Source organism: Haladaptatus sp. HS23, assembly GCF_056892285.1.
In genome coordinates this window covers 1-24,908 of the sequence record NZ_JBXGLH010000006.1, presented here as the reverse complement: position 1 = coordinate 24,908, position 24,908 = coordinate 1, and the positions used below count along the sequence as shown (strand labels likewise).

General features: G+C 48.5%; 21 protein-coding genes and 2 pseudogenes. 10 read left to right on the top strand and 13 right to left on the bottom strand.

The annotated features are described in order from the left end of the window. Nucleotides 1-79: 79 nt before the first annotated feature. Together AC1XDK_RS16635 and AC1XDK_RS16630 are read right to left on the bottom strand one after the other, a co-directional pair. A pseudogene (locus AC1XDK_RS16635) lies at nucleotides 80-793 on the bottom strand (MATE family efflux transporter); the annotation flags it as partial. Continuing rightward, nucleotides 793-1,389 carry a TetR/AcrR family transcriptional regulator gene (locus AC1XDK_RS16630; RefSeq protein WP_483351363.1) on the bottom strand — a complete coding sequence of 199 codons (597 nt, stop codon included), beginning with the start codon at nucleotides 1,387-1,389 and terminating at the stop codon, nucleotides 793-795. The pseudogene AC1XDK_RS16635 and the gene AC1XDK_RS16630, both read right to left, overlap by 1 nt. Nucleotides 1,390-2,059: 670 nt before the next feature. Here AC1XDK_RS16630 and AC1XDK_RS16625 point away from each other — a divergent pair. Together AC1XDK_RS16625 and AC1XDK_RS16620 are read left to right on the top strand one after the other, a co-directional pair. Then, nucleotides 2,060-3,925, top strand: coding sequence for a cation:proton antiporter domain-containing protein (locus AC1XDK_RS16625; protein ID WP_483351085.1), 1,866 nt, complete (start codon nucleotides 2,060-2,062; stop codon nucleotides 3,923-3,925). Between the two features lie 534 nt (nucleotides 3,926-4,459). Next, on the top strand, nucleotides 4,460-4,615 hold the full coding sequence (locus AC1XDK_RS16620; protein ID WP_483351084.1) for a DUF7535 family protein: 156 nt from the start codon (nucleotides 4,460-4,462) through the stop codon (nucleotides 4,613-4,615). 528 nt (nucleotides 4,616-5,143) lie between these two features. Here AC1XDK_RS16620 and AC1XDK_RS16615 read toward each other — a convergent pair. Genes AC1XDK_RS16615 through AC1XDK_RS16605 form a run of 3 tightly spaced genes read right to left on the bottom strand, consistent with a single transcriptional unit; the run spans nucleotide 5,144 to nucleotide 7,202 of the window. Beyond that, nucleotides 5,144-5,992 carry a VOC family protein gene (locus tag AC1XDK_RS16615; protein WP_483351083.1) on the bottom strand — a complete coding sequence of 283 codons (849 nt, stop codon included), beginning with the start codon at nucleotides 5,990-5,992 and terminating at the stop codon, nucleotides 5,144-5,146. A 29-nt stretch (nucleotides 5,993-6,021) separates the two neighbouring features. Next, on the bottom strand, nucleotides 6,022-6,489 hold the full coding sequence (locus AC1XDK_RS16610; RefSeq protein ID WP_483351082.1) for a DoxX family protein: 468 nt from the start codon (nucleotides 6,487-6,489) through the stop codon (nucleotides 6,022-6,024). Between the two features lie 11 nt (nucleotides 6,490-6,500). Then, on the bottom strand, nucleotides 6,501-7,202 hold the full coding sequence (locus AC1XDK_RS16605) for an SDR family NAD(P)-dependent oxidoreductase (protein ID WP_483351081.1): 702 nt from the start codon (nucleotides 7,200-7,202) through the stop codon (nucleotides 6,501-6,503). Between the two features lie 62 nt (nucleotides 7,203-7,264). Here AC1XDK_RS16605 and AC1XDK_RS16600 point away from each other — a divergent pair, with 62 nt between their 5' ends. After that, entirely contained in the window at nucleotides 7,265-7,621 is a 357-nt protein-coding gene (locus tag AC1XDK_RS16600) for a winged helix-turn-helix transcriptional regulator (RefSeq protein WP_483351080.1), read from the top strand. Nucleotides 7,622-7,845: 224 nt separating this feature from the next. Here AC1XDK_RS16600 and AC1XDK_RS16595 read toward each other — a convergent pair whose 3' ends face one another. After that, complete coding sequence (locus AC1XDK_RS16595) at nucleotides 7,846-8,826, bottom strand: DMT family transporter (protein ID WP_483351079.1); 981 nt, start codon at nucleotides 8,824-8,826, stop codon at nucleotides 7,846-7,848. 155 nt (nucleotides 8,827-8,981) lie between these two features. On the opposite strand from AC1XDK_RS16595, the gene AC1XDK_RS16590 reads away from it, so the two are divergent. Next, nucleotides 8,982-9,464: an Lrp/AsnC family transcriptional regulator gene (locus AC1XDK_RS16590; RefSeq protein WP_483351078.1), complete on the top strand. Its 483-nt coding sequence runs from the start codon at nucleotides 8,982-8,984 to the stop codon at nucleotides 9,462-9,464. Between the two features lie 272 nt (nucleotides 9,465-9,736). On the opposite strand, the gene lrp is transcribed toward AC1XDK_RS16590, so the two are convergent. Both lrp and thiC read right to left on the bottom strand, forming a co-directional pair. Beyond that, nucleotides 9,737-10,195 (bottom strand): HTH-type transcriptional regulator Lrp, encoded by a 459-nt coding sequence (gene lrp / locus AC1XDK_RS16585; RefSeq protein ID WP_483351362.1) that lies wholly within the window; start codon nucleotides 10,193-10,195, stop codon nucleotides 9,737-9,739. Nucleotides 10,196-10,512: 317 nt separating this feature from the next. Beyond that, nucleotides 10,513-11,943, bottom strand: coding sequence for a phosphomethylpyrimidine synthase ThiC (thiC, locus tag AC1XDK_RS16580; RefSeq protein ID WP_483351361.1), 1,431 nt, complete (start codon nucleotides 11,941-11,943; stop codon nucleotides 10,513-10,515). Between the two features lie 566 nt (nucleotides 11,944-12,509). On the opposite strand from thiC, the gene AC1XDK_RS16575 reads away from it, so the two are divergent. Next, nucleotides 12,510-12,905, top strand: coding sequence for a TRAM domain-containing protein (locus tag AC1XDK_RS16575; RefSeq protein WP_483351077.1), 396 nt, complete (start codon nucleotides 12,510-12,512; stop codon nucleotides 12,903-12,905). A 312-nt stretch (nucleotides 12,906-13,217) separates the two neighbouring features. After that, complete coding sequence (locus tag AC1XDK_RS16570; protein ID WP_483351076.1) at nucleotides 13,218-13,751, top strand: TrmB family transcriptional regulator; 534 nt, start codon at nucleotides 13,218-13,220, stop codon at nucleotides 13,749-13,751. Nucleotides 13,752-14,405: 654 nt separating this feature from the next. Here the strand turns inward: AC1XDK_RS16570 and AC1XDK_RS16565 are convergent. The 3 genes from AC1XDK_RS16565 to AC1XDK_RS16555 form a co-directional block, all read right to left on the bottom strand. Beyond that, nucleotides 14,406-14,672, bottom strand: a complete 267-nt coding sequence (locus AC1XDK_RS16565) for a HalOD1 output domain-containing protein (protein WP_483351360.1) — start codon at nucleotides 14,670-14,672, stop codon at nucleotides 14,406-14,408. Nucleotides 14,673-14,847: 175 nt separating this feature from the next. Continuing rightward, complete coding sequence (locus AC1XDK_RS16560; protein ID WP_483351075.1) at nucleotides 14,848-15,498, bottom strand: helix-turn-helix domain-containing protein; 651 nt, start codon at nucleotides 15,496-15,498, stop codon at nucleotides 14,848-14,850. Between the two features lie 660 nt (nucleotides 15,499-16,158). Further along, complete coding sequence (locus tag AC1XDK_RS16555; RefSeq protein ID WP_483351074.1) at nucleotides 16,159-16,593, bottom strand: DoxX family protein; 435 nt, start codon at nucleotides 16,591-16,593, stop codon at nucleotides 16,159-16,161. A 606-nt stretch (nucleotides 16,594-17,199) separates the two neighbouring features. On the opposite strand from AC1XDK_RS16555, the gene AC1XDK_RS16550 reads away from it, so the two are divergent. The 3 genes and pseudogenes from AC1XDK_RS16550 to AC1XDK_RS16540 all read left to right on the top strand — a co-directional run bounded on the left by AC1XDK_RS16550 (nucleotide 17,200) and on the right by AC1XDK_RS16540 (nucleotide 20,924). Continuing rightward, nucleotides 17,200-19,161: an archaea-specific SMC-related protein gene (locus tag AC1XDK_RS16550; RefSeq protein WP_483351359.1), complete on the top strand. Its 1,962-nt coding sequence runs from the start codon at nucleotides 17,200-17,202 to the stop codon at nucleotides 19,159-19,161. Between the two features lie 192 nt (nucleotides 19,162-19,353). Further along, nucleotides 19,354-19,901 (top strand): annotated as a pseudogene (locus AC1XDK_RS16545) (IS6 family transposase). Nucleotides 19,902-20,078: 177 nt separating this feature from the next. Beyond that, a complete protein-coding gene (locus AC1XDK_RS16540; RefSeq protein WP_483351073.1) occupies nucleotides 20,079-20,924 on the top strand; it encodes a pantoate kinase in 846 nt (281 codons plus the stop codon). Between the two features lie 868 nt (nucleotides 20,925-21,792). Here the strand turns inward: AC1XDK_RS16540 and AC1XDK_RS16535 are convergent. Then, nucleotides 21,793-22,059, bottom strand: a complete 267-nt coding sequence (locus AC1XDK_RS16535; RefSeq protein WP_483351072.1) for a HalOD1 output domain-containing protein — start codon at nucleotides 22,057-22,059, stop codon at nucleotides 21,793-21,795. 157 nt (nucleotides 22,060-22,216) lie between these two features. After that, nucleotides 22,217-22,870, bottom strand: a complete 654-nt coding sequence (locus AC1XDK_RS16530; RefSeq protein ID WP_483351071.1) for a helix-turn-helix domain-containing protein — start codon at nucleotides 22,868-22,870, stop codon at nucleotides 22,217-22,219. A gap of 835 nt (nucleotides 22,871-23,705) precedes the next feature. On the opposite strand from AC1XDK_RS16530, the gene AC1XDK_RS16525 reads away from it, so the two are divergent. Next, nucleotides 23,706-24,830, top strand: coding sequence for a hypothetical protein (locus AC1XDK_RS16525; protein WP_483351070.1), 1,125 nt, complete (start codon nucleotides 23,706-23,708; stop codon nucleotides 24,828-24,830). The last annotated feature ends 78 nt before the right edge of the window (nucleotides 24,831-24,908 follow it).

Below are 24,908 nucleotides of genomic sequence, written 5' to 3'. Positions count from 1 at the left end.
TAGCGGTTTTGTTGAGGTCAAATCGCGATTCTGTGAAAGTAGTCTGTCGCCACGTTCCATGTTGATACCATGCGTAAGCGATGTATGAGAAATCCGGCACCATATCCTGTGCGCGAATCTGAACTCCGCGGTTTCCACGGGACATGATTGCCAGACCGACGAGCAAGGCGAATGAACGCGAGAACACGGTCGCGATGGCGGCACCCTGTATTCCGAGTTCGGGAACGGAGAGCGTGCCGATGAGTGGCGCGTTCTCGACTATCGTCCACCCAACGATGAGGAACGGGTCAGTGATAATATTGAGTACGACCGATCCGAACATGACGAGCAGGCCCATCGAGATGACTTCGATGTAACTGGTCGCCATCGGCAGGACGTCCCGAGAGGCACCCAATAGGCTGAGGAATGTACCGACACCGAAGTAGTCTCTGATGCCGAGGAAGACCGAAACAATAATCGCGAACGTGACCGCCTGCGAGGCGACATACTCGGTTTTGCGTTCCTCGTCTGCACCCGTAAACTGGGCGACAAGTAGGCTGTCGACGACGGAGATGCCCATCCCGAGCGAGATAAGCAAGAAGACCATCGGAAACGCGAAGCTGATCGCTGCCAGGGCGTCTGTGCTATACTGGCCGAGCCAGAACGTGTCCGTGAGGTTGTATGCCGTCTGGAAGAGATTCGTCACGACGATCGGCATCGACAGGAAGAACAGGGGCTTCCCGATGTGATCTTCGGTAATATCGAATTCCTCAAGCCCTTTGAATAAGGAGCGAATTCGACCTTGAACTCCCATTAGTGGGGCGCCTCGGATAGCTCGTCGGCGACAAGATGTCTATCAACGTATCGTGTTATTGTCCCGTAAAGCTTCTCAGGTGAATGATTCACGGCTACACGCCGTGTATGGGCACCCGTGATGGCCGTCACGAGAAACTCAGCAGCGACGGTTGGCTCGACCGTTGTGTCGAACTCACCTATTGCGACGCCAGCCGTGATGATTTTCTGTACTTGCTCTAAGAGCACCGCATCAAATTTGGAGAGTCGTGTCTGGATGGCGTCGTTGTACGGTGCTTGTGCTTTCACCTCAAGCAGTGCGGTTCGGAGCTCTTGGCCGGGAGTCGATTCTTTGTCAGCAAAGACTATTTCAAGGAGTGCATAGAGCTGTTCACGCGGCGTATTACTGTCGATTGATCGAAGTTGCGCAGTGTATTGTTCGTATAGGTAGTCAAGAAACTCGATGAAGAGATTCTCCTTACTGTCGTAGTAGTAGTGAATGGATGCTTTGCTCCGATCTGCCTCGTCAGCAATATCTTCGAGAGTAAGGTCTGCGTATCCGTGCCGGCAGAGAGCACGATATGTCGCTTTTAGAATTTCAGTAGCTGTATCATCCATTGCGGTCACTATCGTGACTTACTAACTAATTAATAAAAAGGCTTTCGGAAGGCCTGGTAATTTACCAGAAGATGGCTATCAGTGACACACGGATAGATGTAAACTAACTAGATGGCCAGAAATCTTTCGAAGCTCGCTGTGTGAGTCACAACTGATATCCTGCCAGAGGTAAAACTAATACTTAATGGCGGGATTATTGCATCGGTCCTTTTCGGAACCTAGCGAGGCGATCATGGAAGCAACCTACCGAGCCCTTTTAACACAATGGCGAATACATTTGGTGTATACTCAATTCAGCCATCGACCATGGAATCGATAAAGACTCATTCAATAATGTTGATACCGACCACATAATATGCTCACTAATGGCTATCGTTAATGGTTCCCGAATTTGGACAATGGCGTTAAATGATATTAATGCACTCGAAACAGCACGGCGGTCAGCAAGTGAATACGTCGATGCAACATTACGGTAAATCGTTTCAGTCTGACAGTTGGATTGGTATTGCTCAGACATACCCACTACAACGATGTTACTCTCAAACATAATTTCGTATTTATCGAAAATGTATAGGATCAAAAACCGCGAAATAGCCACGAATGATTACTTAGAACACCAGACGACTCGGGGTATATATTGTCACCCGGAGCATCGTACTCAAGAACACTAATGACGAACACCGCGATCCTCATCGGCCTTGTTGCGATGATCTTTGCGGTTGGAGTATTAGCACAGGTGTTCTCCGAGCGGTTTCAGGTGCCGAGTATCGTCTTTCTGATCGCCGCCGGTCTCGTGCTTGGTCCTGAGGGACTTGGCATCGTCACGCGGGATGTTTTTGGTACCGCACTCCCGGTAATCGTCGGCCTCGCGGTCGCGATCATCGTCTTTGAGGGGGCGTACAATCTCCGCGCCTCGGAACTCCTATCAACTCGACGAACACGCCTCCGTTTCATCACTGTTGGTGCGCTCATCGCCCTCATCGGGACTACCCTCGTAATTCGAGTCGCACTGAATACACCATGGGATCTGGCCTTCCTTATCGGATCACTGTTAGTCGCAACTGGCCCAACGGTAATTGAACCGATCTTGGAAGTTGTACCGGTTCGTGACCGAGTCGAGAAAGCCCTCTCTTTTGAAGGCGTCGTAAACGACGTGACGGCCGCTATCCTTGCTGTCGTCGCCTTCGAGCTCGTACTTGCGTCGGACCCAACCGAAATTGCGTTTCTGCGAGAGTTCACCATCAGACTTGCTCTCGGAATTATTACCGGCGTTGTCGTCGCCGCCGGGGTTCGGTTCTTGATCCGCTATGTGGATCGGTCGCCCGGTAATGTGTCACGGAATGTGCGGCTACTTGTCCTCACAGCTGCGCTCGTCTCCTATGCTGGTGCTGAACTCCTTGCTGAGGAAGCCGGAATCGCCGCAGCGGCGACAGCCGGTGTCGTTCTCGGGAATTCAAAACTTCCATACGACGACACTGTCGCCGCGTTTAAAGGGGATATCACCCAGTTCACGCTCTCGTTTGTGTTCATCATCCTCGCAGCGCTATTGACGTTCGATGATATTTCGGCACTTGGCATCAGTGGATTCTTCGTCGTTGTGGCCGTCATCGTCGTGATTCGCCCGCTCCTCGTGTTCGTTTCGACGGCCGGACAGCAGTTTACCAACTCGGAGCGTTTGTTCATGAGCTTTGTCGCCCCACGGGGTATCATCCCTGCGTCGGTCGCGACTCTGTTTGCGGTTGAGCTCACAAACGCCGGCCTTAACTCTGAGGCTACGACACTCGTTGGGACCGTGTTTCTCGTCATACTTGCGACGGTCGTAATCGAAGGGGGATTCGCATCGGTTATTGCGCAGGTGCTCGACGTGATTCCTATGCGGGTACTCATTGTCGGTGGAGGTACGGTCGGGCGTGGCCTCGCTAATCGATTCGAAGAGCGCGGAGAGAACGTCGTGATCGTTGAGGAGGATAGCAAGGCGGTACAACGAGGGCGGTCCGGGGGACATTCAGTTCATGTCGGTGACGGAACTAATCGGGAGGTGCTCACGTCAGCCGGCATCGAGAACACGAAGCTTGTCATCGTCGCGACGGGTGACGACGATAGAAATCTGCTGGCCGCACAACTAGCGACATCGACGTTTGGTGTCGAACAGGTGTTCGTCCGGGTGAATGACCCGAAAAACCTCGATGTGTTCGAAGATCTCGATGTCCGAACGATTTCGCCGACGCTCGCGACAGTCTGGGCGATCGATAGTCTCGTCGAGCGACCCGCACTTTCGAACTGGATGTTCGAACTCAGCCACACAGGTGACGTGCAGGAGACCGAAGTCACGTCTGAGGAGCGTATTGGACAGTCCATCGGAACGATTCGGGCGGAGCTTCCCAATGGCTGTCTGCTCGCAATCGTCAGCCGTGATGGCTCCGCCCACATTCCAGATGACGAGTTCGAACTCGAACTTGGCGACACAATCACGCTTATCGGTCAAAAAGACGCTGTCGAAAGCGCACTCACACAACTTAAGCTGTCGAGTAAATAGGCTTAGACTGAGCTTCACTAAGAATTCCTACCTTGAGAGCAACTGATGATTTCATTCACAACTCTCTTCAAAATTCGATGTTCCCACGATCTGAATAATCTGATTACACCTGATAGTCGCAACCAACGAGTGATACGAGGCAGCTCTCTCTTATACCATCGCTTAAGGTATAATCACTACCAGGTCCTCACTTGATCGATAGATATATAGATAGTTGACATCAAATATTGGGTTTCATCCCGTCATCGATGTGATAAATAGCAATTTACTCCATGTCACATATATCTGCCAATACCATCTGTGCTTATGTCTATCCCTTACCTTCGCCGGATTATTGGCTATTCTGCGTTGGTAGCGTTCTATCAATATATTTTCGAACATGACTGAACGGACTCGTTCCTTGTTACACTTGTTAACTACTTAATCAGCATAGACGAGCACGTAGAAACAGATATTGATAGTTGACGGCTGCATTACCTTCTAAGGGACTTATCAATCGATCAGTTTTTGTTGTAGGAACACGTAGTATCGTGTATGACGAGATCGGTGAGTCGTTCCCGGACAGACCGCTCGAACACTGAAATGAATACGATTGGGTTCCTAATCATTACTCCGTTAGTTGTCCTACTTCTTCCTCTTCTCCCTGTTCTGGTACTCGTCTGGATCGGAAACAAAATCACGACGGGATGAAAGATGGATCAGTTCTTGGAGCAGGAATCTAGGCAAAGAACAACGCGTTAAGCAATCTGTCAACTATTTACGAGGACACGATCACTTCAGTGAGATACGCACAACCCTATCTGTTGAGAAACAGATAGAACAAATACCCGAGGAAGCCGAGGCTCCCGACGAGCCAGGCGTTCTTGTTTTAGAGACGTTGCCGAACTCGGTAAACGACGACTCAGTACCAACACTGCGTCCGAGACCACGACTGGTGAGCTAGAACAGTGCTAACTCGATGAGCACAACACCACTAAATGTGAGGAATATCACTGGCTAGCTAAACTGGGACGTGATGAGTGGCTCGCTTTCTGTCCGAGTGCGAACTCAATTGGCTCACAGAAAGTGTGACATGGAAAACGTCGAATAGGACATGCCAGACGGCACTGTCTAAGCGTTCGAACGCCTTTACAGAGCGTCAAAGAAGCAAGAATTGATGAAGTCAGGAGCATTGTGAATATTGCGGTATCTTGACGAATTCATCAGTCTGTGTCTTGGCTACTTATCCGATGGGGCAACTCGAATGCGGACCTCGATTTCATCGGGATCGTGAATTATGAGGCCCTCATCAGTCTCGATGAGTGAAATCTCATGGGCTGCGAGACGCTCTCCAATCGCATCAAGTGATTCCTGCTCCGGGACGAGCACCTCGAACCACGACAGCCCACGCCCGCTGATTGGGTTTGTCCGGTGGTGCCACGTATTCGCCCCGATGTGGTGGTGATACCCACCCGCAGACACGAAGGTTGCGGCAGGCACTGTTGTTTGCACCTCGAACCCGAGAGTGTCTACATAGAAGTCCCTGAATGCGTCAAGTGAAGAGACCTCGAGATGGATGTGCCCGATATCTGTACCAACCGGCATCTGACTGTCTCCTGTGGCTGTAGCTTCGATGCTGTCGAGGTCGAGTCGCTCTGTACTGATCTGAACAGTCCCGTCGTCTGCGATTGGCCACTCGTCGCGTGGGAAGTCGCAGTAGATCTCGATACCGTTCCCTTCTGGATCAGTGAGGTACAATGCTTCGCTGACCCAGTGATCTGAGGCGCCACCGAGTTGCCAGCGATCCCGTATTCGAGCCAGTGCGTCACCCACCGCTGCACGCGAGGGGACTCTAAAGGCTGTGTGGTAGAGACCGGTACCCGATCGGTGACGTGTGGGTGCGTTTGTATCCTCCTCTAGAACAAGGAGCGGTGTTTCCCCCACTCCGAGAATTGAGGGGGCGTCGGAATCATGGAGCACCTCAAGTCCGACGACGTCCCGATAAAACTCGGTTAGTTCCTCCAGGTCCGAGACCCGGAGCGCAGTCCGTCCGATACGTGTTCCCTGCGGGAGTACGTTTGGATTCATTGTAGTCATAAGACAAATGCGAGCACTGCTTATACGTCTGTACCCTTCGACTGAGTTGAGTCAGAGGAAAGTTCCTCCTCGTCGAACAAGGCATGTTCTATGGAGAGTGCACCTGGACCACTCACAACAAGCGCGAGTGCGACCAGGCTTAACGTAAGCGTCAATTCGATTCCGTTGCTTGCGGCGGGATACCCGTTGGGAAGATGGTATAGTCCTGTTGCGACGAGCATATCAATGGCAATCAATGCGCTTATGATTCGAACGGCCAAGCCGACCAGCAACAAGATGCCGCCGACAAGTTCGACGAGACCAACACCCCACGCAGCAATCGTTGGCAGTGGAACGCCGAGACTTGCCAAGAAGCCCGCAAAGCCCGAGATACCCATCGGTTTCGGACCGATTGCAAGGATTTTGCCGACGCCTGAAATGAGCATCGGGATTCCAAGGGCGAGTCGAACGAATACCGGACTCCACCACGTAGCCGTCTTTGATGACATCTGATGTGACATTATTCTTCGAGTTTCGACTGACCGCTGGTCATCTGGATGATCTGTCCCGTCAAACCCTCGTTCGAAAGCAGGTGGATTACTTCGTCGACGACCGAATTCGGAGCCGTCCACTCCGAGAAGTCGGCATCCGGCATCGCTTTTCGATTTCCGGGTACGTCGATGAGAAAGGGAGCGACTGCATTGACTCGTGCATCGAGTTCACTGTCGAGTGACTCAGTCAGTGTGCGGACTGCACCTTTCCCCACGTTGTAAGCGAGCGTTCCAGGTACTGGATCAATTGCGCGATCAGAGCTAAACAGGACAACGCCACTCTGTGAGGAGAGGTGGTCCGCAAAGGTTTTTACGGTTAGGAATGCCGTCGTAGCGTGACGATCCAATGCAGCCCGGAACGCATCACCGTCGGTATCGTCGATGCCGCCCATCGAGAAGCCACCGGCCAGAGAAACGATGTGATCGACCGTCCCGTGTTCATCGGCGATCGTATCGGCGAAGGCTTCGACTGCTGCCTGATCAGTCAGATCGACCTGGTAGTACGATACCGCGTCGGCGAGCTCAGCACGGTTCTCGACGTCATCTCTTGCTGCTTCAGTGATGTAAGTACCGATGACGCTGGCCCCGCTGTCGACGAGCTGGTCTGTCAGGTACGGGCCCATGTTCCCGGTGGCACCGGTCACGAGCACCGTCGACTGTTGTAGTTCCATTACATCACCTAGTTTGTTACCAAACCTATATATAGGTCAGGTAACAAGAGTATAACCAAGTAATGCCAACCCAACCACCATCGACTGATGCTGATGAAAACACCGAGGTCAAACGGCGAAATTCGGACGTTTGCAATGTTGTAGGGTCGATCGAGGAAATGGGTTCGAAGTGGAAGCTCATTGTCCTCAACGACCTGCGCGACGGTGAAAAGCGATTTAACGAATTAAAACGTTCGACGGGCGCAAGTTCCTATACGCTCTCACGTGTGCTCAATGACTTAGAGGAGAAAGGGTTCATCGAGAACCGAAAAGAGTTCGAATCGCCGGTCGCAAGCTACTATACTCTGACCAAGAAAGGCAGTGGCCTCTGTCCAGTATTCGACGCGTTAGACGAATGGGGTGAAGATTGGCTCAGATAAATCCGCGATTGTTTTCATAATACTGAGTCAATAAATCGTCTGGTAGATCTCCTCACAGTAATAATTATTCGGCCTTACCAGAATGCCGTTCTATGTCGCCCGGCTGAAAATTGGGCGAAAGGAAACGTGCCGAATGAAATCACTCTACCTGACTACCAGCATGGGCCGAATGACCATCATTGCTACCACCGATGGGACAATCAGTCTGCTGAAACCAATGGAGATCAGTTATCATCGGGCCGATATGCAGAGTTCGTGGTTGATTCTGTCGTGCGGAACCGGGCTACTGCTCGGCGCATTGTGTCTCGACTAACAAGTGTAAACCCTGCAGCAACACCGAGGAATCCAATAATAGTCGTCGAATCAATCGTCTGATTAAGGAGTAGCACCGATACGACTGTTGCTGCGACTGGTTCCAGATACGCCACCAACGTTGTTTCTGTCGCTCCAACCTGACGTACCAACCGGAAGTAGAGGAGATAGCCACCCGCACCAGCAACTAATGTAATATACAGCAACGAAGCAAGTGCAAGTGGAGAGAGAGACTGGACATTTGGAATCGATTCACCGCGAAGAATACCGCCGCAGAATAGTAATGCCGCCCCAACGAGCATTGCCCATCCTTGAAGGACTTCAGCCGGCAGTTCTGTATTGTCATCGAATAACTGGAATATCACAGAGCCAACTGCGAATAATGTCGTTCCAAGAAAGACCAATCCAACGCCGAGTGCGGTTGATGAAAAGGATGTGGTTCCGACTGATGGTTGTGAAAGGATCACGACACCACTAAGACCAAGACAAAATCCGATACCATCAAGGAGGCCTCGGGACTCGCCGAGGATTGGGACTGCAACGAGGGCGGCTACGACTGGCGACATTGTAGTGACGACAGACGCGATCGCCCCTGAAATGTGCTGTGTACCTAAGTACAATCCCGCTTGGTAGCCACCAAACATGAATCCACCAACGATGCCAATATTTCGGAGTTCATGAATGGTTTTTGGAAGCAGCCGGTCAGTCACCATTTGTGCATACATAAGGACAATACAACCGGAAACAGCGTACCGAATGCCCGCTGCACCCAGTGGCGGTAGCTGTGCCACGACGATATCGATCGCCGGGAAGCCTGCTCCCCAGAGAAAACCCAATCCAATGATGGTGAGCCCTACAGGGATCTGAAATCGTTGCTGACGTGTCGCACCCATAGTGTGTTGTCTATTGATAATCACTGGATTGGCAATAATAGGATGAACACGGCAGTTCTCCGAGCGGATTTTGTATTCTCTGTATGTGCTTCGAGATAGCCGCGAGAAATAAGATAAAGTTTGAAGCTACTTCGAATGAGAGTTATCAACACGCTATGGACGAAAAGGACATTCGAATTCTGAAAGCGCTCGAAGAACTCGAAACCACGAGTACCGAAGCAGTGAGCGAAGCCATAGAGATTCCGCTGTCGACGATTCACTATCGCCTCAACAAACTCCGGGATACAGGAGTCATCACAAATGATCGATTGGATCTTGATCTCGACGAATTTGGGTTGGGGGTAACCATTCTTGTACAAGTGTTCACGAAAGACAATCAATCTCATTCCGAGAGTGGGGAGGTTATCGCTGATATTGAAGGGGTGACAAAGGTCTTCTTTACGATGGGTGGCACAGATTTCATAGCAGTAGCTCGGCTCCCCGATAGTGACAGCGTTGAGCGGCTCATCTCTGATTTTGAAGAACTTGACGAAGTGGCTCGCACTGATTCCACGTTCGTTATTGAACGTGAACTCGACAGTCATTATCCACTCCAGCAGTATGCCGAAAAAACACTCATCGAGGAGATCGTGGAGTAGCTGGATGGTTTATTAATTCTACTCGTTAGTAACGAGACAGAGGACTATCCAGTACGTCTATGCGCATGCTCATACATTCTATGTTGCTCAGTTAATGTCGATTTGATTGCAACCGGTATTTCATCAGTCTACTCTAACCGTCGCTCATCCTCGATATCATTGATGACTGATCAACAAACTATGGAACTAATATCGACCAGTCTTCGTTCGCAATCATGCGGCGGAACTTCACCCCGTCAGAATTTTCCCTCACATAGAGTGGCTCTCCAATCTTAACTTTCCTCTTTAATTTTGAACTGTTCGTGTTCGCAAGCCGCATTCAGGACCACGCTTGTATTGCTTTCATTAATGTCTACATCACTCAGCAGCGTTTTGATCTGTTGGCTCATTTCATCAGTGCCAGTGTATTTCCCGATCGCAATGATGTCATGGTCGCCAGTGACTTCATATACGCTGATCATCTGGGGTTGGTCTTGGAGACGGCTAGTGACTTCTGGGAGTGCCGTACCTTCCACTTTGAGTTGTATGATTGCGGTCACATCGTAGCCCAATGGATCATAGTCGAGCCGAGGGGTGTAGCTTGTAACAACACCGGTATCTTGTAAGTCTTCAAGATGATTTGAGACGGTTGTCACCGAGACTTCTAACTCTTTGGCAATGCCACGGAGACTGGCTCGACCGTCATTCAATAAGACATTGATTAATTCTGCATCTAAATTTTCGTAGGCCATCATGCAGGTGATGCCTTTCCAGACCATTATTTGTTGGCCAGTGTCCAAATACTGCCGGTTGAAACTGAATTCAGTAATCGTCCCATCACACTTCGACCAGTCATTGTTGTAGTCGTTGGACACTTTGGTCCTCATATGCCCCGCGCTACTACAAATATAACCAAATTATGAAGAACCTCACGGATGCGGTCTCGACTCCGGCCATGTATTTGCATACAGCGTTGCAATCGACCGGATATGAACACGTATAGGCCATCACATTGCCATTTCCATTGCCACTTTGTCAGTTTCGTAGAAACAGAAAGAGAGATATCTATTCAGTCATCAACATGGGATTCCGATCTGAATGTGACGCCATTGATTTCAATCTTCTTTGGAATACGACTAGTGTCGTGCGTTCCAACTGGTGGAAGGTTGACTTCTGCAGCAGTTGAGGCCTCTAAATCTGTGGTGTCAGTAAGGGACGACATATCACCGTCTACGTCACGAGTATCCTGATCAATGCGCATTGAACAGAACTCAACACCACACATCGAACAGAATCGGGCCTCTTTGTAGTTGTCGCCCGGAAGTGTTTGATCATGATAGCTCCGTGCACACTCGGGATCGAGCGCTAATTCGAACTGTCGCTGCCAATCGAAATCGTAACGAGCTTCTGAAAGCGCATCATCCCATTTCCGGGCGTCTGGTTGATCAGTCGCGACATCAGCGGCATGCGCTGCAATCCGATACGCTGCAAGACCATCTCGTACGTCTTCTTTTTCTGGCAATCCGAGATGCTCTTTTGGGGTAACGTAACAAAGCATGGCAGCTCCGGCACGAGCGGCTTCTGTTGCCCCAATTGCGCTGGTGATGTGATCATACCCCGGTGCGATATCAGTCACCAACGGGCCGAGAACATAAAATGGAGCCCCATCACAAATCTCCTGTTGTCGCTCAACGTTCTCTTGAATCTGGTTTAGGGGGACGTGACCCGGGCCCTCAACCATGACTTGGACACCGTGCTCCCATGCCGTTCGCGTAAGGTCACCAAGTGTGTCGAGTTCGGCAAACTGGGCAGCATCACTGGCATCGGCAAGACAGCCTGGGCGGAGACCGTCACCGAGTGAGAAAGTCACGTCGTATTCGGCGAAGATTTCACAAATCTCCTCGAATTTTGTATAGAGCGGGTTTTCCATGCCGTTTTCTTCAATCCACTGAGCCAGAATGGACCCACCCCGTGAGACGATCCCGGTCTTTCGGCTATCGGTTAGTGAAAGATGTTCCATACGGACGCCAGCATGGATTGTCATATAATCAACGCCTTGTTGTGCCTGTTTTCTGATGATGTCGAGCAGGAGTTCGTGTGTGATCCTTTCTGGGCTTTCTGCGTGCTTGACCGCCTCGTAGATGGGTACAGTACCAACTGGAACAGGAGAGTATCTGATGTTTGTCGTTCGGATTTTATCGAGATCATCTCCTGTTGAGAGATCCATCACCGTGTCTGCTCCGTAGTGAACTGCCGTATGGAGTTTCTGGAGTTCACCCTGGAGATCGCTAGTGGTCTCGCTATTGCCGATATTAGCGTTAACCTTCGTGGCAAACTCCCGTCCGATGATCATCGGATCAAGAGATTCATGAGTCTGATTATGCGGAATAACGGCCTGTCCAGTAGCAACTTGTTTACGAATGAATTCGGGATCACGATTTTCGCGCGTTGCAACTCGCTTTGCCGCCGGTGTTATCTTACCAGACCGGGCACGTTGGATTTGTGTTTTTGCCACATATGATCCAGTAGTATTACTCAGTTATAAACCTATGTACATACGTTCAAACTAGGTAATAGGAATTCGCAAATAAAAATGACTTATATGTATGCTAATTGTCTAAGAAACCCTTCGAACATTTTATTATCGTGATAGCCGCTTAAACGAAAGTCGGTTAAGGTCCATATTCCCCCACTGCGAATTAATCCGTCGTACTCACTACAGCTGTACTGCTCTGAGTTACGAACCGGCTTCGAGCGTCGAATCAAGGACAGGTTGAGAAAGTAGACACTACGCTTGCTGGTGTTGCGATGTAGTTACGTTGTAGCGACGGCGTAGCGCCAGTCACCGTTGTCGCGACAGACACACATGTAGGCATGGGTGTTGTGAGCGCGACCGAAAGTCGATGATTCGAAAGCTAAATAGAATTCAGAAATGGATTCACGTTAATTGAAAAGCTCAGATGACCATCGATAGCGTTCGACTAGCTATATCGAGAATATCCATTAGTTACGTAATTTTTGGGAACTAGGTACATGCTTTTGCTGTTGTGTTATATGGTATGATCTATGGAGATTCCCGATGAGTTGCTCTGCTTGTTCAGCGAATCTATCGAAGAACAACAAGGATCATACACTATTACAGTACCAAAGCAGGAGGTAGTGGATGGACGTATCCACGAAAATGGTTCGTATCGAATTGCATTACTCGCGTCCCAATCAACAAAAACAGACGGTTCGGACGGAAACTCTGACGAACCTGATGGTTGGCTTGAGCCACCCGTCGAGGAAGGAGAGCGACGGAGTGTTGAAATCGATGATATTGGTGAACAGGGCGATGGAATTGTTAGTATTGAACGCGGCTACGTAGTAATCGTTCCTGACACAAAACCCGATGAGCGAGTAACGATTGAAATTACGTCCGTAACACCGAGATTTGCTTTTGCAGAAGTTATCAAACAATAATTTGATGATTGTTGACCAGTGGTCCATCCGTCCGGTCTAATAGCACACGGTTATTGAGGATCTCTGGGAGTAGACTTGCTCCGACTACAGGTGAAATGAGAGAATATTACTTGACGGAATAATAGCATGCAATGTTATTGCTGGTAATCCATGCTGAAACACTTCTAAAAAAGTAATTTAAGATAGTTCGCCGAAGATATCTGGAGACTTAGTAATAGTAGATTAGTGGTCAGTTGAATAAATTAAAGTCTTAAAAAATCGACTATTTGCCCGAAAGATGGATTTAACCCCCAACAACAGAGATACCACACTATGTCAACAATAGAGTTGACCTCAAGCCAAAAAACGATCTTGACTGCACTCGTCAACCTCCACGGTGAAAGCGAAAGTAGAATCAAGGGCGAAGACATTGCAGAAGAAATCGATCGGAATACAGGGACGATTCGGAATCAGATGCAATCGCTGAAAGCACTCCAACTCGTCGAAGGTGTAACTGGACCAAAGGGTGGGTATAAGCCAACCGAGACGGCTTATAACGCCCTCGATATACAAACTCTTGACAAAGCAGTCGAAGTGCCACTCCTCCGCAACGGTGACCCAGTAGAGGACACAACCGTCGAGCAGATTTCACTAAATAGTGTTCATCACCCAGAACTCTGCCGTGCCGAGATTCATATTCAGGGATCACTGACTGACTTCCATGTCGACGATGCAGTACGTGTTGGACCGACACCACTCTCAAATCTGGTTATCGAAGGCCAACTCGATAACAGTGATGAGACTAACAATGTCCTGATTCTCAGAATCAAAGCAATGGAGACAGCGGGTAAAAACTCACTCCGTTAGTTTTGACGATCTAAAGTATAGTAAAAAGTTTATTTACAACTCATTGTCTCATAGTTCTTTTCCGTCTCAATTAGTGGCCAAATGATCGCGTCGCCACCAATGTAGTCGATTTTGTACACGATCGCCTCACCTCCGATCGTTCAAATCTCCCTCTGAGTGATCAAGCTCCTCTTCTAATTCATCGATCTGAAGCTACTGTTCGAGCAACATCGAGATTAGAATTGGTATTGCAACGATCAATGACCTGTGGATTATGTTGGGGTCCGTATGTAAGCCATTATATCTGTTCATTGAACTTAGGAACTCATTCGATTCTCCAAAGCTGTAATTCCCAGTCTGAGTGATACTGTGACGATGTTCGAAGTGCATAAGATCCTTCTATTCCAACACCATTCGACTGTGCCTCTTCCAATATCTCTCGCAAAGCAGTCCGTAGTGCTTCAGTATTTTCAATTGGCTGAGAGTCCGACATTATTTTGACTATGGTTTTACCCTTGAGGTAACATTTGATCTTATCCACGCGTTTTCTATCTGTGGATCGGCAATCACAGAAATCTTGTAGCCTCTCTGTTGATACTTCGTAATGGTTCTCGAATGAACTTACTGTACTGTGGGGTCTTGCGATCTATCATAGTATTTAATAGATTAAGTGGATTATAGTTTCTTGGGACTCTGGACGCACACTTCATCTTTAGTCACCGTCACACGGTAATCTTCCATCCAGAATGCAACCTGGATGTCACCAGAGTGCGACTCTTTTTGAGTCTGAGCACGAAAGATGGTGTCCAACGCCTCTGGTTCAATAACGTTATAGAGGGGATCCAGCTCTAGGGCACCACAATTGGATATCGTGGTAATAGCGTTAATGACCGCTTCACTCGGCAACTCACTGCTACTGTACTCATGTTTCACTTGGCACATGTTAGAGGCCATGTGAATCTACTAACTATCGTGAGCTACGTGAACTTCTGTAGTAATCATCTACAGTTTTAAATAGTAAAACTTAGTAGAGAATAGCGAACGCGTATTTCGCTGCAGAATATGCTGGCACAGATTGATTAGGGTCTTGCGGTAGACAGACTGGATACTTCTGCTATTAGACTCCTGTGCAAAGCGTCTGCTCAATAAGCGTATTCTCCGCACGACGCATCCGTCGCCCGAGTGCAGAGGAGGTAACCTCAAATTCGTTAGCTAGCTCTTCGAGCGTAATCCCCCGAGGGGCATTGAAATACCCCTGGTCATGTGCTCGTACAAGTACATCATGCTGCGCTGGTGTTAAACCGAATCGGTCAATCGAATCATCGGCCTCTTGACGGTAGAGACTTTGAAGCAGGAACCTGATCCCTATACTTTGACATTCCACACGATACTTTTGAAGAGCTTCACGCGTCGGTATTTGCGCTCGAATGTACGCTCCGTCATGTGTAATGGTCGAATCGAGAAATACAATATCGTATGCCGACCATCCTGGATAACTTAACATGCCATCTCCTTTTTCGGAGAGCGTCACACGATACAGTCGTCTACCCTCCACCTCTGTCAGGGAGGTATAATCCTCAATCGTGAAGTCAGATTGCAGTGCCGATTCAAATTGCTCGAAATCGCCGTTTTCAGCCCAAAACACGAGCTTTGCACCCCCATTCCGAGACAGATGATGGTCCTCAACCTGAAGCATCATCTCTGGAACCACCGACAGGGTTTCTCGCAAGATCGGTGTGTCGAGTTCGAACTCAGCAATTAAGCTCATTTTCTCCTCTTTGAGATCCCTTCACATGATGTTTACGCCAGAAGAGTTGGTCTCGGATAAACTAGCCAACAACTTCTATGCAAACAATCCGCTTCGGTATCCCTCTTCAAACATAGTGAGTCAACCCTGCTGAATATCACTCATTATTCATACATATTAGGAAAATTATATTCTACAGTAGTATTGGTCTATAGTAATAAAAAGTAAAATTACACTATGCAACTTTTTATCACATCCATGTAATCGTCTCGAAACTCGGCTCGCACGACAGGACCTGCTTTGAAGTCACCTGTCATACGTGGTTAAAGCAGTACTCAATACCTCCACCAGCCTATTTGATTAGTGAGAATCGCCTCGCGGTCAGGCCTCAAGTCACTCGCCTTACTCATCTGTAGAAAACATGGAAATGAACTCGAAGTATGTGGGTGATGACAAACAAATGGATTATATTGAATTTCTATATTTATCGGAGCATTGAATACTAATACACCACTCCTCAGGCTGGTAGAGCAACTCCTTTGAAAGGAGTCAGTCGAGCGTTCAAATCACTCCTAAGGCTTTGTTTCTAGCATACTACCTAACTGGTACTATGATGAGATTCACACTGTATATCTGGATTTGGGTTCCTAACACGATTCTCAACAGAAAGGCACAGCTCTGTTACTCGCCTACTAGAAGCATCGATGATGACTGGTTATCACCGATGAACTCATCGATCGATAATGTGCCTGCCCCGATTGACACGAGAGCGAGCGAAATCAAACACAGGACGATCGTCAGTTCTGAATCAGAGAATCCCTTTGGAAGATGAACTAGTAGTGTCGCAACGAGCATATCTATTGCAACTGCGAATGCAGCAAAACGCGTGAGAAAGCCCACCAGAATATAGAGACCCCCAACGAGTTCAACGAATGCAACGAACCATGCAATGACAGATGGTGCTGGAATACCAAGACTGGCGAGAAACCCCGTAAACTGAGTTATCGACATCGCGGCTGGGCCGACCGAGAACATTTTTCCAGTGCCGTGGATGATCATAATGCTGCCAAGGGCCAAACGAATCAGAAGCGAGCCAATCGAATAGTTGAGGGACATAGTTGCAATTTACCGTGAAACGAGAAATAAGTTCATGATGCAGTGGAAAGTTCCGACTACCACCCTTTTCAAGTCTTATTTGATTCTGTTACTCTAAAAGAGACGTAGTAGAATAGCATCTATATGATGTGTGGACGTTCGATAGATATAAGGATCAAGATTAAGACGCACTTCGTTGTGCGCGGGTTAAGATCTTTCACTCATTTGCGTCGACCAGTAGGTCTGGGAAGTGCTCTACAGCGTCCTCCAATATCTCATCGACCAAAACACGGATCTCGCGAAGGTCGAGCACCTTCTCTACTCACCATTAAGTTATTCTTCTGCTATCTAAATAAGCGGCAGTAAAAAGGACAATAATGCTTCTCTAAGGATGTACTCTAAGGACGCAATACCTATTATCGACACCCAACGGCTGATTTTCTGTCGTGATTAGTGCTCCGAGATAGATATCGGTGGCGGGGCATTGAACAAAGGTTCTGGAAGTGGGGTGCAGACGGTTATAATTAGGTTAATTGATTTCATATGGTAGAGATCCATGGACGAATCCTTGCTGCACGCCGCTTTCAGCCGGCATTCACTTATAACCTCCAGCCCACTAATCCAATTATGGGAATATCACAACAGGATCAGCATCATATTGAGCTGAGCGCGACTAATATTGGCGGTATTGACCATACAGATGTGGAGTTCTCTCCTGGAGTGACGGTGCTTACGGGTCGAAATGCAACCAATCGAACGTCATTTCTCCAGGCTATTATGGCGGCACTTGGGAGCGACCAAGCCACACTCAAAGGTGACGCGGATAATGGATCAGTCGAACTCACAATTGACGATGAGACATACACACGAACTCTCACCCGCGCGAATGGGGTAATTAAGGCCAGCGGTGATCCGTATCTCGAAGATGCAGAACTCGCCGATCTGTTTGCCTTTTTGCTTGAGTCGAACGAGGCACGTCAGGCTGTCGCTCGCGATGATGATCTACGTGACTTGATCATGCGTCCCGTCGACACTGACGCGATCCAAGCTGAAATCAACCGATGTGAATCAGAAAAACAGCAACTCGACTCTGAACTCGAGACTCTGGAATCACTCAAACAGCAGCGACCTGAACTCGAGCAAAAACAGACGCGTCTCGAAACTGAAATCGAAGAAAAGCAGACAGAACTCGAGGCGAAAGAAACTGAACTCGAGGAGGTAGATACGGACGTCAGCGAGACGCGAGATGAAAAAGCTGAACTTGATGAAAAACTCGAAGAACTCCGCAAAACTCGCTCTACGCTCGAAAATATTCGCTTCAAAATTAGTACTGAAGAAGATAGTATTGAGGCGCTTGAGGACGAGCTTGCTGAGCTAGAGGCGAATCAAGAACAGCTCCCAGACGAGACAGGAGATACCGCAGAAATAGAACAGGAAATCCAAACGCGTCGTGACCGCAAACAACGGATTAGTTCAACACTGAATGAGCTACAAACAATAATCCAATTTAATGAAGAAATGCTCGAAGGGACGAGTCCCGATGTTCGGAGCGCCCTCGAGCCGACAACAACCTCCGAGGAGGACTCTAGCGGATCGATTACCGATCAGCTAGTCGCTGATTCTGAAACAGTTGTATGTTGGACGTGTGGGACGGAAGTCGACAAACAAGAAATCGAAGCAACCCTCGAGCGACTTCGTACACTTCGGCAAGAGACGCTTGGCGAGCGTTCCGAGTTAGATTCCGAAATTAGCGACCTCCAAAGTGAAAAGTCCGAAATAGAGACGAAACAACGTGAGCGTAATCAAACCGAGCGGCAACTTACGCAGAATTCCGATGAGCTTGCGGATCGGAAAGACCGTCTCGAGGAACTCAGAACTGAACGTGCCGACCTAACTGACGATATTGAGAGGCTTGAAAATGAAGTTGAGGCACTCGAACAGGAAGACTACAGTGAAGTCCTTGACCTCCACAAAGAAGCGAATCAGCTTGAATTCGAACTCGAACGACTTGAGTCTGATCTTGATGATGTTGAAGCGGAAATTGAAGAGATAGAGGCGAAGCTCGCGGAACAAGAACAACTTGAAGCAGAGCGAGAGGAGATTCAAGCCGAGTTAGCTGATCTCCGCACTCGCATCGAGAAAATCGAGCAGAATGCAGTCGATGAGTTCAACACACATATGGAGACTGTACTTGAGTTGCTTGACTATGCGAATCTCGAGCGTATTTGGATTGAACGATCACAGCAAGACGTTCGTGAGGGACGCCGGAAAGTCACGAAAAGTGTCTTCTCTCTCCACGTGATTCGAAGTACAGAGTCGGGAGCGGCCTATGAAGACACGATTGACCATTTGAGTGAGAGCGAGCGTGAAGTAACCGGATTGGTATTCGCACTTGCGGGTTACCTGGCGCATGAAGTCTATGAGGTGGTGCCATTTATTCTGCTGGACTCGTTGGAAGCGATCGACTCAGATCGGATTGCGACATTAGTTGAATACTTTAGCGAGTATGCTGGGTATCTTGTCGCTGCCCTGTTACCCGAGGATGCAGCCGCGCTTGACGATGAATATGAACGGGTGACTAATATCTAACGAACGCTCACTTCAAAGATGACTTATTTAGCTTATAGCTGAAACTCTTAGATATACTCTCTATACCGGTCCTGTTTAGTTGAGATAGTTTGAGCAACGACCAGATCGTTTGTCTGAGAGCCTATGCTCAACCAAAAACTGCTCAGCAAAGCGTTAGAAACAGCGAGTTGTGAATGGTAGGAGCGTAAATGGATGGCGGCGGTAACGAAACACTCCAAATCTGGATCGCACACCAAAAATCAACGCTTCTTGGGGACGCCCGTCGGGGCGTTTGTCGTCTGCCCCCACGCGATCAGGTGTTCACCGAGAGAGGTATAAAATATTCATCAGTTATTCAGCGGTGAACGCTCCCATCAAGCGATCCTCCAGTGGGTTCATCGAGTATCTAATAGCATTGACGAACCGCCCAAGGCGCAGCCGAAACGGGCCGCTAACGATGAGACTGCTATTAAGATTAATGGTGAGTGGAGTTACTAATGAGCTGCATTCGACCTCGACAGAAATTTGATCTACGACGTTCAGTTATTCAGACGCCATGGCACTGACCCGGGGCTGCATTTCTGCATGGACTCCACGAGAAATATAATTTCTTAGACAGATTATACCGACCGAAACCTCATCGAAAAGTGGTTTCACACCCTCAAATGCGCCACAACCGTCTCCACACGTCGTGGGTGGGCAGTCGATCGAGCGCATGAGAAGAGGTTGAACAGTTCTTCGATTACTACAACCATCAGTGACCGCACCAATCTCTCAATGGAAGAACGGCCACCGACGGGGTGTTAAACTTGATCGCGCCTGAATTTCATTCTTGTCCGCTACGCTTTCACAGCACTATCTCTGCGTGACTAATAATCTACCGCCTTAAGCGTGAAAGAGAATAAAATAATTTGTTCTTGTGATTAGAATGGCAACGTATGCGTAATAATCGCACACAAGTTTTTGTTCCAGGGGCTCTTTCTGGCTTTTTTAGTGTTCATGCTCACGACGACCCAAAACGAGCGGGTTCACGTGGAGCAGGTCTTGCACTATCAGATGGAGTTACAATCAATGTTTGTAGTACAGACACTAACCGTACAATATTACGATTTAATGATGAACAAATAACTGTTGAAGCGGTCGATCGAGTATTAGATACATTGGGAGTTACAGCGCGAGTGGATGCTGAAACACCACTACCAATTGGGGCTGGATTTGGGGTGTCTGGAGCTCTAGCACTTGGTACAGCTATAGCGGCAAACCAGGAATTCGGTTTGGCAAAATCAGAGAATGAACTTATTACAATTGCTCATGTAGCAGAGGTACAAGCAGGCACCGGTCTTGGTGATGTCATTGGTCAGGCGCGTGGTGGTGTCCGGCTCGTACGTGAACCTGGAAGTCCCCAATATAACTTACTAGATGGTATTCCTGCAGTGACTCCGATTGAATATGTTGTATTTGATACCCTATCGACAGAATCAATCCTTGCTAATGATAGCTCTCTTTCTGCGTTGTCAACAGCGGGAGAACAGGCACTTGAGCGTCTTACAGATACCCCTACATTGCCAGCACTAATGAGTGCCTCAAGGCGGTTCTCCCAGGAGGCAGAGTTACTGACACCCAATGTACACAGAGCTATCCAGGCTGTTGATGAAGTAAATGGGGAAGCAGCCATGGCGATGCTTGGTGATACAGTTTTCGCGCTTGAAACAGGTCTATCTGATGCTGGTTACAAGGCAAGGAAAACGCAGATACATACAGGCGGTGCAACACTCATAGATTGATAATTTTATCTTGGTTATCAAACGCTTGGATAGCAAAGTTCTCAAGTACGGGTCTAATTCACCAGTTCTCTGGGTTATGTGTACAGTTGCAGCCAACAATATCAAACGAACGATTAACGCACGTCTAGTTTAGCTATTCTTCAAAGAGTTCGGTATCGAGCGATTGGTTCGGTCTTTAATGATCATCGTACTGTCCAAATTGTTCAAGCAACTACTTGACGCTCAGCAGGCTATCCACCCCACGACATATGGAAACGGTCGGCCCGCATTGTAAGCGAGTACAGACATTGAAATCGCCGACATTGACGGACAGAGAATTGATTGATATTCCAGTTAACAATCGGCTCTCCCAGAAATTCTCGACACTATTTTAAAATATCTGTTAAAAATTCATCCAATTGCTATATAAGATCAAATGTTCATCATTAAATTGCCTGCGAAATATCTATCAACAATAATCTGATTCAATCATGCCTATCTCTTTGAGTGTTAAATTTGCGTTGATGAAATCATACGATACGCCAGAGTTGGAGTTCCCAGTCTGGACGAGACTGCATTTTCGTTCGGATTGTGAACGCCCCCTCTATTTCCACCGCGTTTGACTGTGCCTCTTCCAATACCTTTCTCAAAGCTGATCGCAACGCTTCAGTATCGTCGATTGACTGATGGTCTGACATTGAATTAATTATGGTTCTACTATTGATGTGATATTCGATTTAATCCACGCGTTTTCGATCTGTGGATCGGCAATTACAGCAATCGTACAATCTCCCACTTGATACTCCGTGTATGTCTCTCGAATGTAGTTATTAGATTGCGAATGATTGTAATTAGTCATGGTGTCTTTTAATTGCTTAGCGATTATTCATCAACTGCGGACGCACACGTGTTCAGTTTTCACCGTCACACGGTAACCCTCCATCTTGAACTCAAGGTGAATGTCATTGGATCGTGACTCCTTGGCAGACTGGAGTTGGAAGATGGTATCTAATGCTTCCGGAGCAATGAACTCATAGAGGGGATCCAACTCCATTGGATCACTATTGGATTTCGCGGCCACAGCACTGATAACCGCTTCACTCGGCAACTCATCTTTACCTATCTCGTATTTCATCCGGGGTGTTCTACTTGCCATTCAATTACTACGAGTACCGTTTTGCAGGTGAATCTCTGTAGTAACCATCTACGGTTTTAAATGAGCTTTTAGAAGAAACCGTGATCGTTTTCAATATAAGCTAATACGCATCTATCGAGTTTTTGTATTAGCCATCAGGACAGGTTGAATACTTTATCTATTCGATCTCAGTGCGAAGCGTTTGGTCTATAAGAGTATTCTGGGCACGACGCATCCGTCGCCCGAGCGCGGAGGCAGTGACCTCGAACTCCTCAGCCAACCCCTCGAGCGTAATCCCCCGTGGGGCATTGAAATACCCCTGGTCATGCGCCCGCACAAGCACATCGCGCTGGGCCGGCGTTAAACCGAACCGGTCGGTAGGATTATCTGCCTCTTCACGATAAAGACTCCGAAGAAGAAACCGAACTCCTAGCTCCTGGCAGGCCTCGCGATATTCTTGTAGCGCTTTGCGCGTCGGTATTTGGGCTCGAATCTGTGCTCCGTTATGTGTAATGGTCGAGTCGAGGAACACAATATCGTATGCCGCCCATATTGGATAACTTAACATGTTTTCTCCCCTGTCGGTAAGAGTTACTCGATATAATCGTCGATCATTTATTTTAGTAAGTAACGTATAGTCTTTAGTGGTGGGGTCAGACTGCAGTGCCAACTCAAACTGCTTGAAATCACCATTGTCTGTCCAAAATACGATCTTCGCACTACCATTCCGAGGTAGGTGAAGGTCCTCAATCTGAAGCACCATCTTAGGAACTGTCGATAAGGCCTCTCGCATGATCGGAGTGTCAAGCTCAAACTCGGCGATAAAGCTCATGAGACTACCCATTGTTACCGAGTAGCATGGTATTTATGTCAGAGGAACATCCACTTGTTTGATTATTGAATAAAACCCTGTCTAATAGTTTGGTTTTTTATATTGGGGATAAATAATGTTTGTCATCGACGAAAATTCGATAGATAGTTTGGGACCGGTAAATCGATTGGCGAGTTTAGGGAGTGCTAATATAGCCGAATGGTCAGAGCCAGCCAAATATTGAGTATTAAAGAGGATATACTCGGGAATGCAGTCGGATTGCCGTTTTGAGCTTAGATAATAGTGACATATTTGGGATAGCTATTGTTTTCTTCGAGCTTTCCCCGTTCCCATGAGTGAATCAAACCGAATCAAGTCCACCATAGTAGACGGTGATATGTCCGGCGAAGAGAGTATCAATCACTATCTCTTCAACCTGCTCGTCCTTATCTAGACAGTGACGCTTTCTCATTAGCATCGTATGCTAACACGACAGTTGCAACTTCTAAGATACTTAAATCAGTAAATGCAGTAACTCACGAAAATCTTATCTAGATAGATGTAATGATATATTCTTGGAACAACGTTCGCACTGAACCACGAGTGATCCCCCTCCATGACACCATCTCCACCCGCTGATTCAGATACCCGCGAATCGTACAGCAGACGGGCGTTTCTCGCGACAGGCGCAAGTGTAGGAGCGACAGCTCTATCGGGCTGTCTCCTCCCGACAGGCGCGAGTAGCGGAAGTGTTCCCCCTGCAGGCCCGACAAACAACAGCACGAACGCAACGAATGGTGATTTCGGATCGATCGATCCCCAGCCGTGGCGCGGCAAGTTCGATAATATCGTGAACATGGCGAAGGCAGGTGCGGATCCGACGGGAGATGAGGACGTCTCACCCGTCATCCAGCGCGAAATTGGGAGTGATACGCTCCTCTATTTCCCACCAGGACGATACAAGATGAACAGCCAGGTTCGGCGTGTCGGGCTTCAGAACCTCGGCATTATCGGCCAAAACGCAACCCTCGTTCATGGCCGTGTCGACGCAATCAACGGCTTCGATGTGACAGCAGGCGAGTTCCACGGCCCTGCCCAGCATTTCAAAATTGGCATTCCAGACAATCCACATCGGGGGAAGTTCGTGTTCGGCGGGTTCACGCTCGATTGGCGCGGGGATAACCAAGGGATACAGGTGTTGAACCACCATACAGCAGGGACATCGGAGATTCGTTCGCTTCGCCAAGTCGGCATGCATTCGCTCGGGTGCCAGGGACCACTTCGTATTCATCCGGCGACGGAGAACGCCCGAGCCCGCGTAAGTAACGTTGATTTTCGCTTTGGTGGACTCACGTACCAGAAGACGATCAACACACGGGATACGTACGACGGTGGCCCATACGCTGGCCGTTCGTGGGCGACGTCGGGAATTACGATGCATCCGAAGGCACAAGGATACCTCCGTGTCGAGAACTCACTGTTCGGCGGGTGGCCGGACAACGGCATCTACGTGATTGGTGGGCATCCTGAAACGGGCGACGGGACGGTCGAGGTCGTGAACTGCATCGCGGCGAACAGTCAGGCGTCGAATATCCGTATCGGCGGCGATAATTCACGAATCCACAACTGTGTCGTTGTGACCGATCGCTCGTTTGGGGACGAGTTCTACTACGAACAGCGCCCGATTCGAATCGACGACGGCACATGTACCGTCTCGAATACGAAAATCGTCCAAACAAAGCCGACCGGATGGTCACTTACAGCGTTGCACGGTGTTGAGAAAGCAGTGATTCAAAACGTGGAGGTGACGATCAAGGATACGCCGATGAAAGCCCTTGTCGTCGACGAGGGCGTTGATCAGGCGACGGTCAAAGACTTCGTGATCAACACGCCCGGGTGGAATGCGACAAAGGCCCGAGTCATTCGGAACGGAGGTGCGACGCTCAAGAACGTGTTTCTCGACGGTGAAAAAATCGCGTGATGTGTTTCTACACGCGCTCGAACCGATCAGCGTTCACCGGGAAGACGCTTCGTGCATAGAGCTTCATCAGGTACGCAG

Excerpts from the sequence above, each read along its gene's own strand:
- AC1XDK_RS16620 (WP_483351084.1), top strand. The coding sequence starts at position 4,460 with ATGACGAGATCGGTGAGTCGTTCCCGGACAGACCGCTCGAACACTGAA.
- AC1XDK_RS16555 (WP_483351074.1), bottom strand. The coding sequence starts at position 16,593 with ATGTCCCTCAACTATTCGATTGGCTCGCTTCTGATTCGTTTGGCCCTT.
- AC1XDK_RS16550 (WP_483351359.1), top strand. The coding sequence starts at position 17,200 with ATGGGAATATCACAACAGGATCAGCATCATATTGAGCTGAGCGCGACT.
- AC1XDK_RS16600 (WP_483351080.1), top strand. The coding sequence starts at position 7,265 with ATGCCAACCCAACCACCATCGACTGATGCTGATGAAAACACCGAGGTC.
- AC1XDK_RS16630 (WP_483351363.1), bottom strand. The coding sequence starts at position 1,389 with ATGGATGATACAGCTACTGAAATTCTAAAAGCGACATATCGTGCTCTC.
- AC1XDK_RS16540 (WP_483351073.1), top strand. The coding sequence starts at position 20,079 with ATGCGTAATAATCGCACACAAGTTTTTGTTCCAGGGGCTCTTTCTGGC.
- AC1XDK_RS16625 (WP_483351085.1), top strand. The coding sequence starts at position 2,060 with ATGACGAACACCGCGATCCTCATCGGCCTTGTTGCGATGATCTTTGCG.
- AC1XDK_RS16535 (WP_483351072.1), bottom strand. The coding sequence starts at position 22,059 with ATGGCAAGTAGAACACCCCGGATGAAATACGAGATAGGTAAAGATGAG.
- AC1XDK_RS16565 (WP_483351360.1), bottom strand. The coding sequence starts at position 14,672 with ATGTGCCAAGTGAAACATGAGTACAGTAGCAGTGAGTTGCCGAGTGAA.
- AC1XDK_RS16615 (WP_483351083.1), bottom strand. The coding sequence starts at position 5,992 with ATGAATCCAAACGTACTCCCGCAGGGAACACGTATCGGACGGACTGCG.
- AC1XDK_RS16595 (WP_483351079.1), bottom strand. The coding sequence starts at position 8,826 with ATGGGTGCGACACGTCAGCAACGATTTCAGATCCCTGTAGGGCTCACC.
- AC1XDK_RS16575 (WP_483351077.1), top strand. The coding sequence starts at position 12,510 with ATGGAGATTCCCGATGAGTTGCTCTGCTTGTTCAGCGAATCTATCGAA.
- AC1XDK_RS16605 (WP_483351081.1), bottom strand. The coding sequence starts at position 7,202 with ATGGAACTACAACAGTCGACGGTGCTCGTGACCGGTGCCACCGGGAAC.
- AC1XDK_RS16590 (WP_483351078.1), top strand. The coding sequence starts at position 8,982 with ATGGACGAAAAGGACATTCGAATTCTGAAAGCGCTCGAAGAACTCGAA.
- AC1XDK_RS16570 (WP_483351076.1), top strand. The coding sequence starts at position 13,218 with ATGTCAACAATAGAGTTGACCTCAAGCCAAAAAACGATCTTGACTGCA.
- AC1XDK_RS16525 (WP_483351070.1), top strand. The coding sequence starts at position 23,706 with ATGGCGAAGGCAGGTGCGGATCCGACGGGAGATGAGGACGTCTCACCC.
- AC1XDK_RS16530 (WP_483351071.1), bottom strand. The coding sequence starts at position 22,870 with ATGAGCTTTATCGCCGAGTTTGAGCTTGACACTCCGATCATGCGAGAG.
- lrp (WP_483351362.1), bottom strand. The coding sequence starts at position 10,195 with ATGGCCTACGAAAATTTAGATGCAGAATTAATCAATGTCTTATTGAAT.
- AC1XDK_RS16560 (WP_483351075.1), bottom strand. The coding sequence starts at position 15,498 with ATGAGCTTAATTGCTGAGTTCGAACTCGACACACCGATCTTGCGAGAA.
- AC1XDK_RS16610 (WP_483351082.1), bottom strand. The coding sequence starts at position 6,489 with ATGTCATCAAAGACGGCTACGTGGTGGAGTCCGGTATTCGTTCGACTC.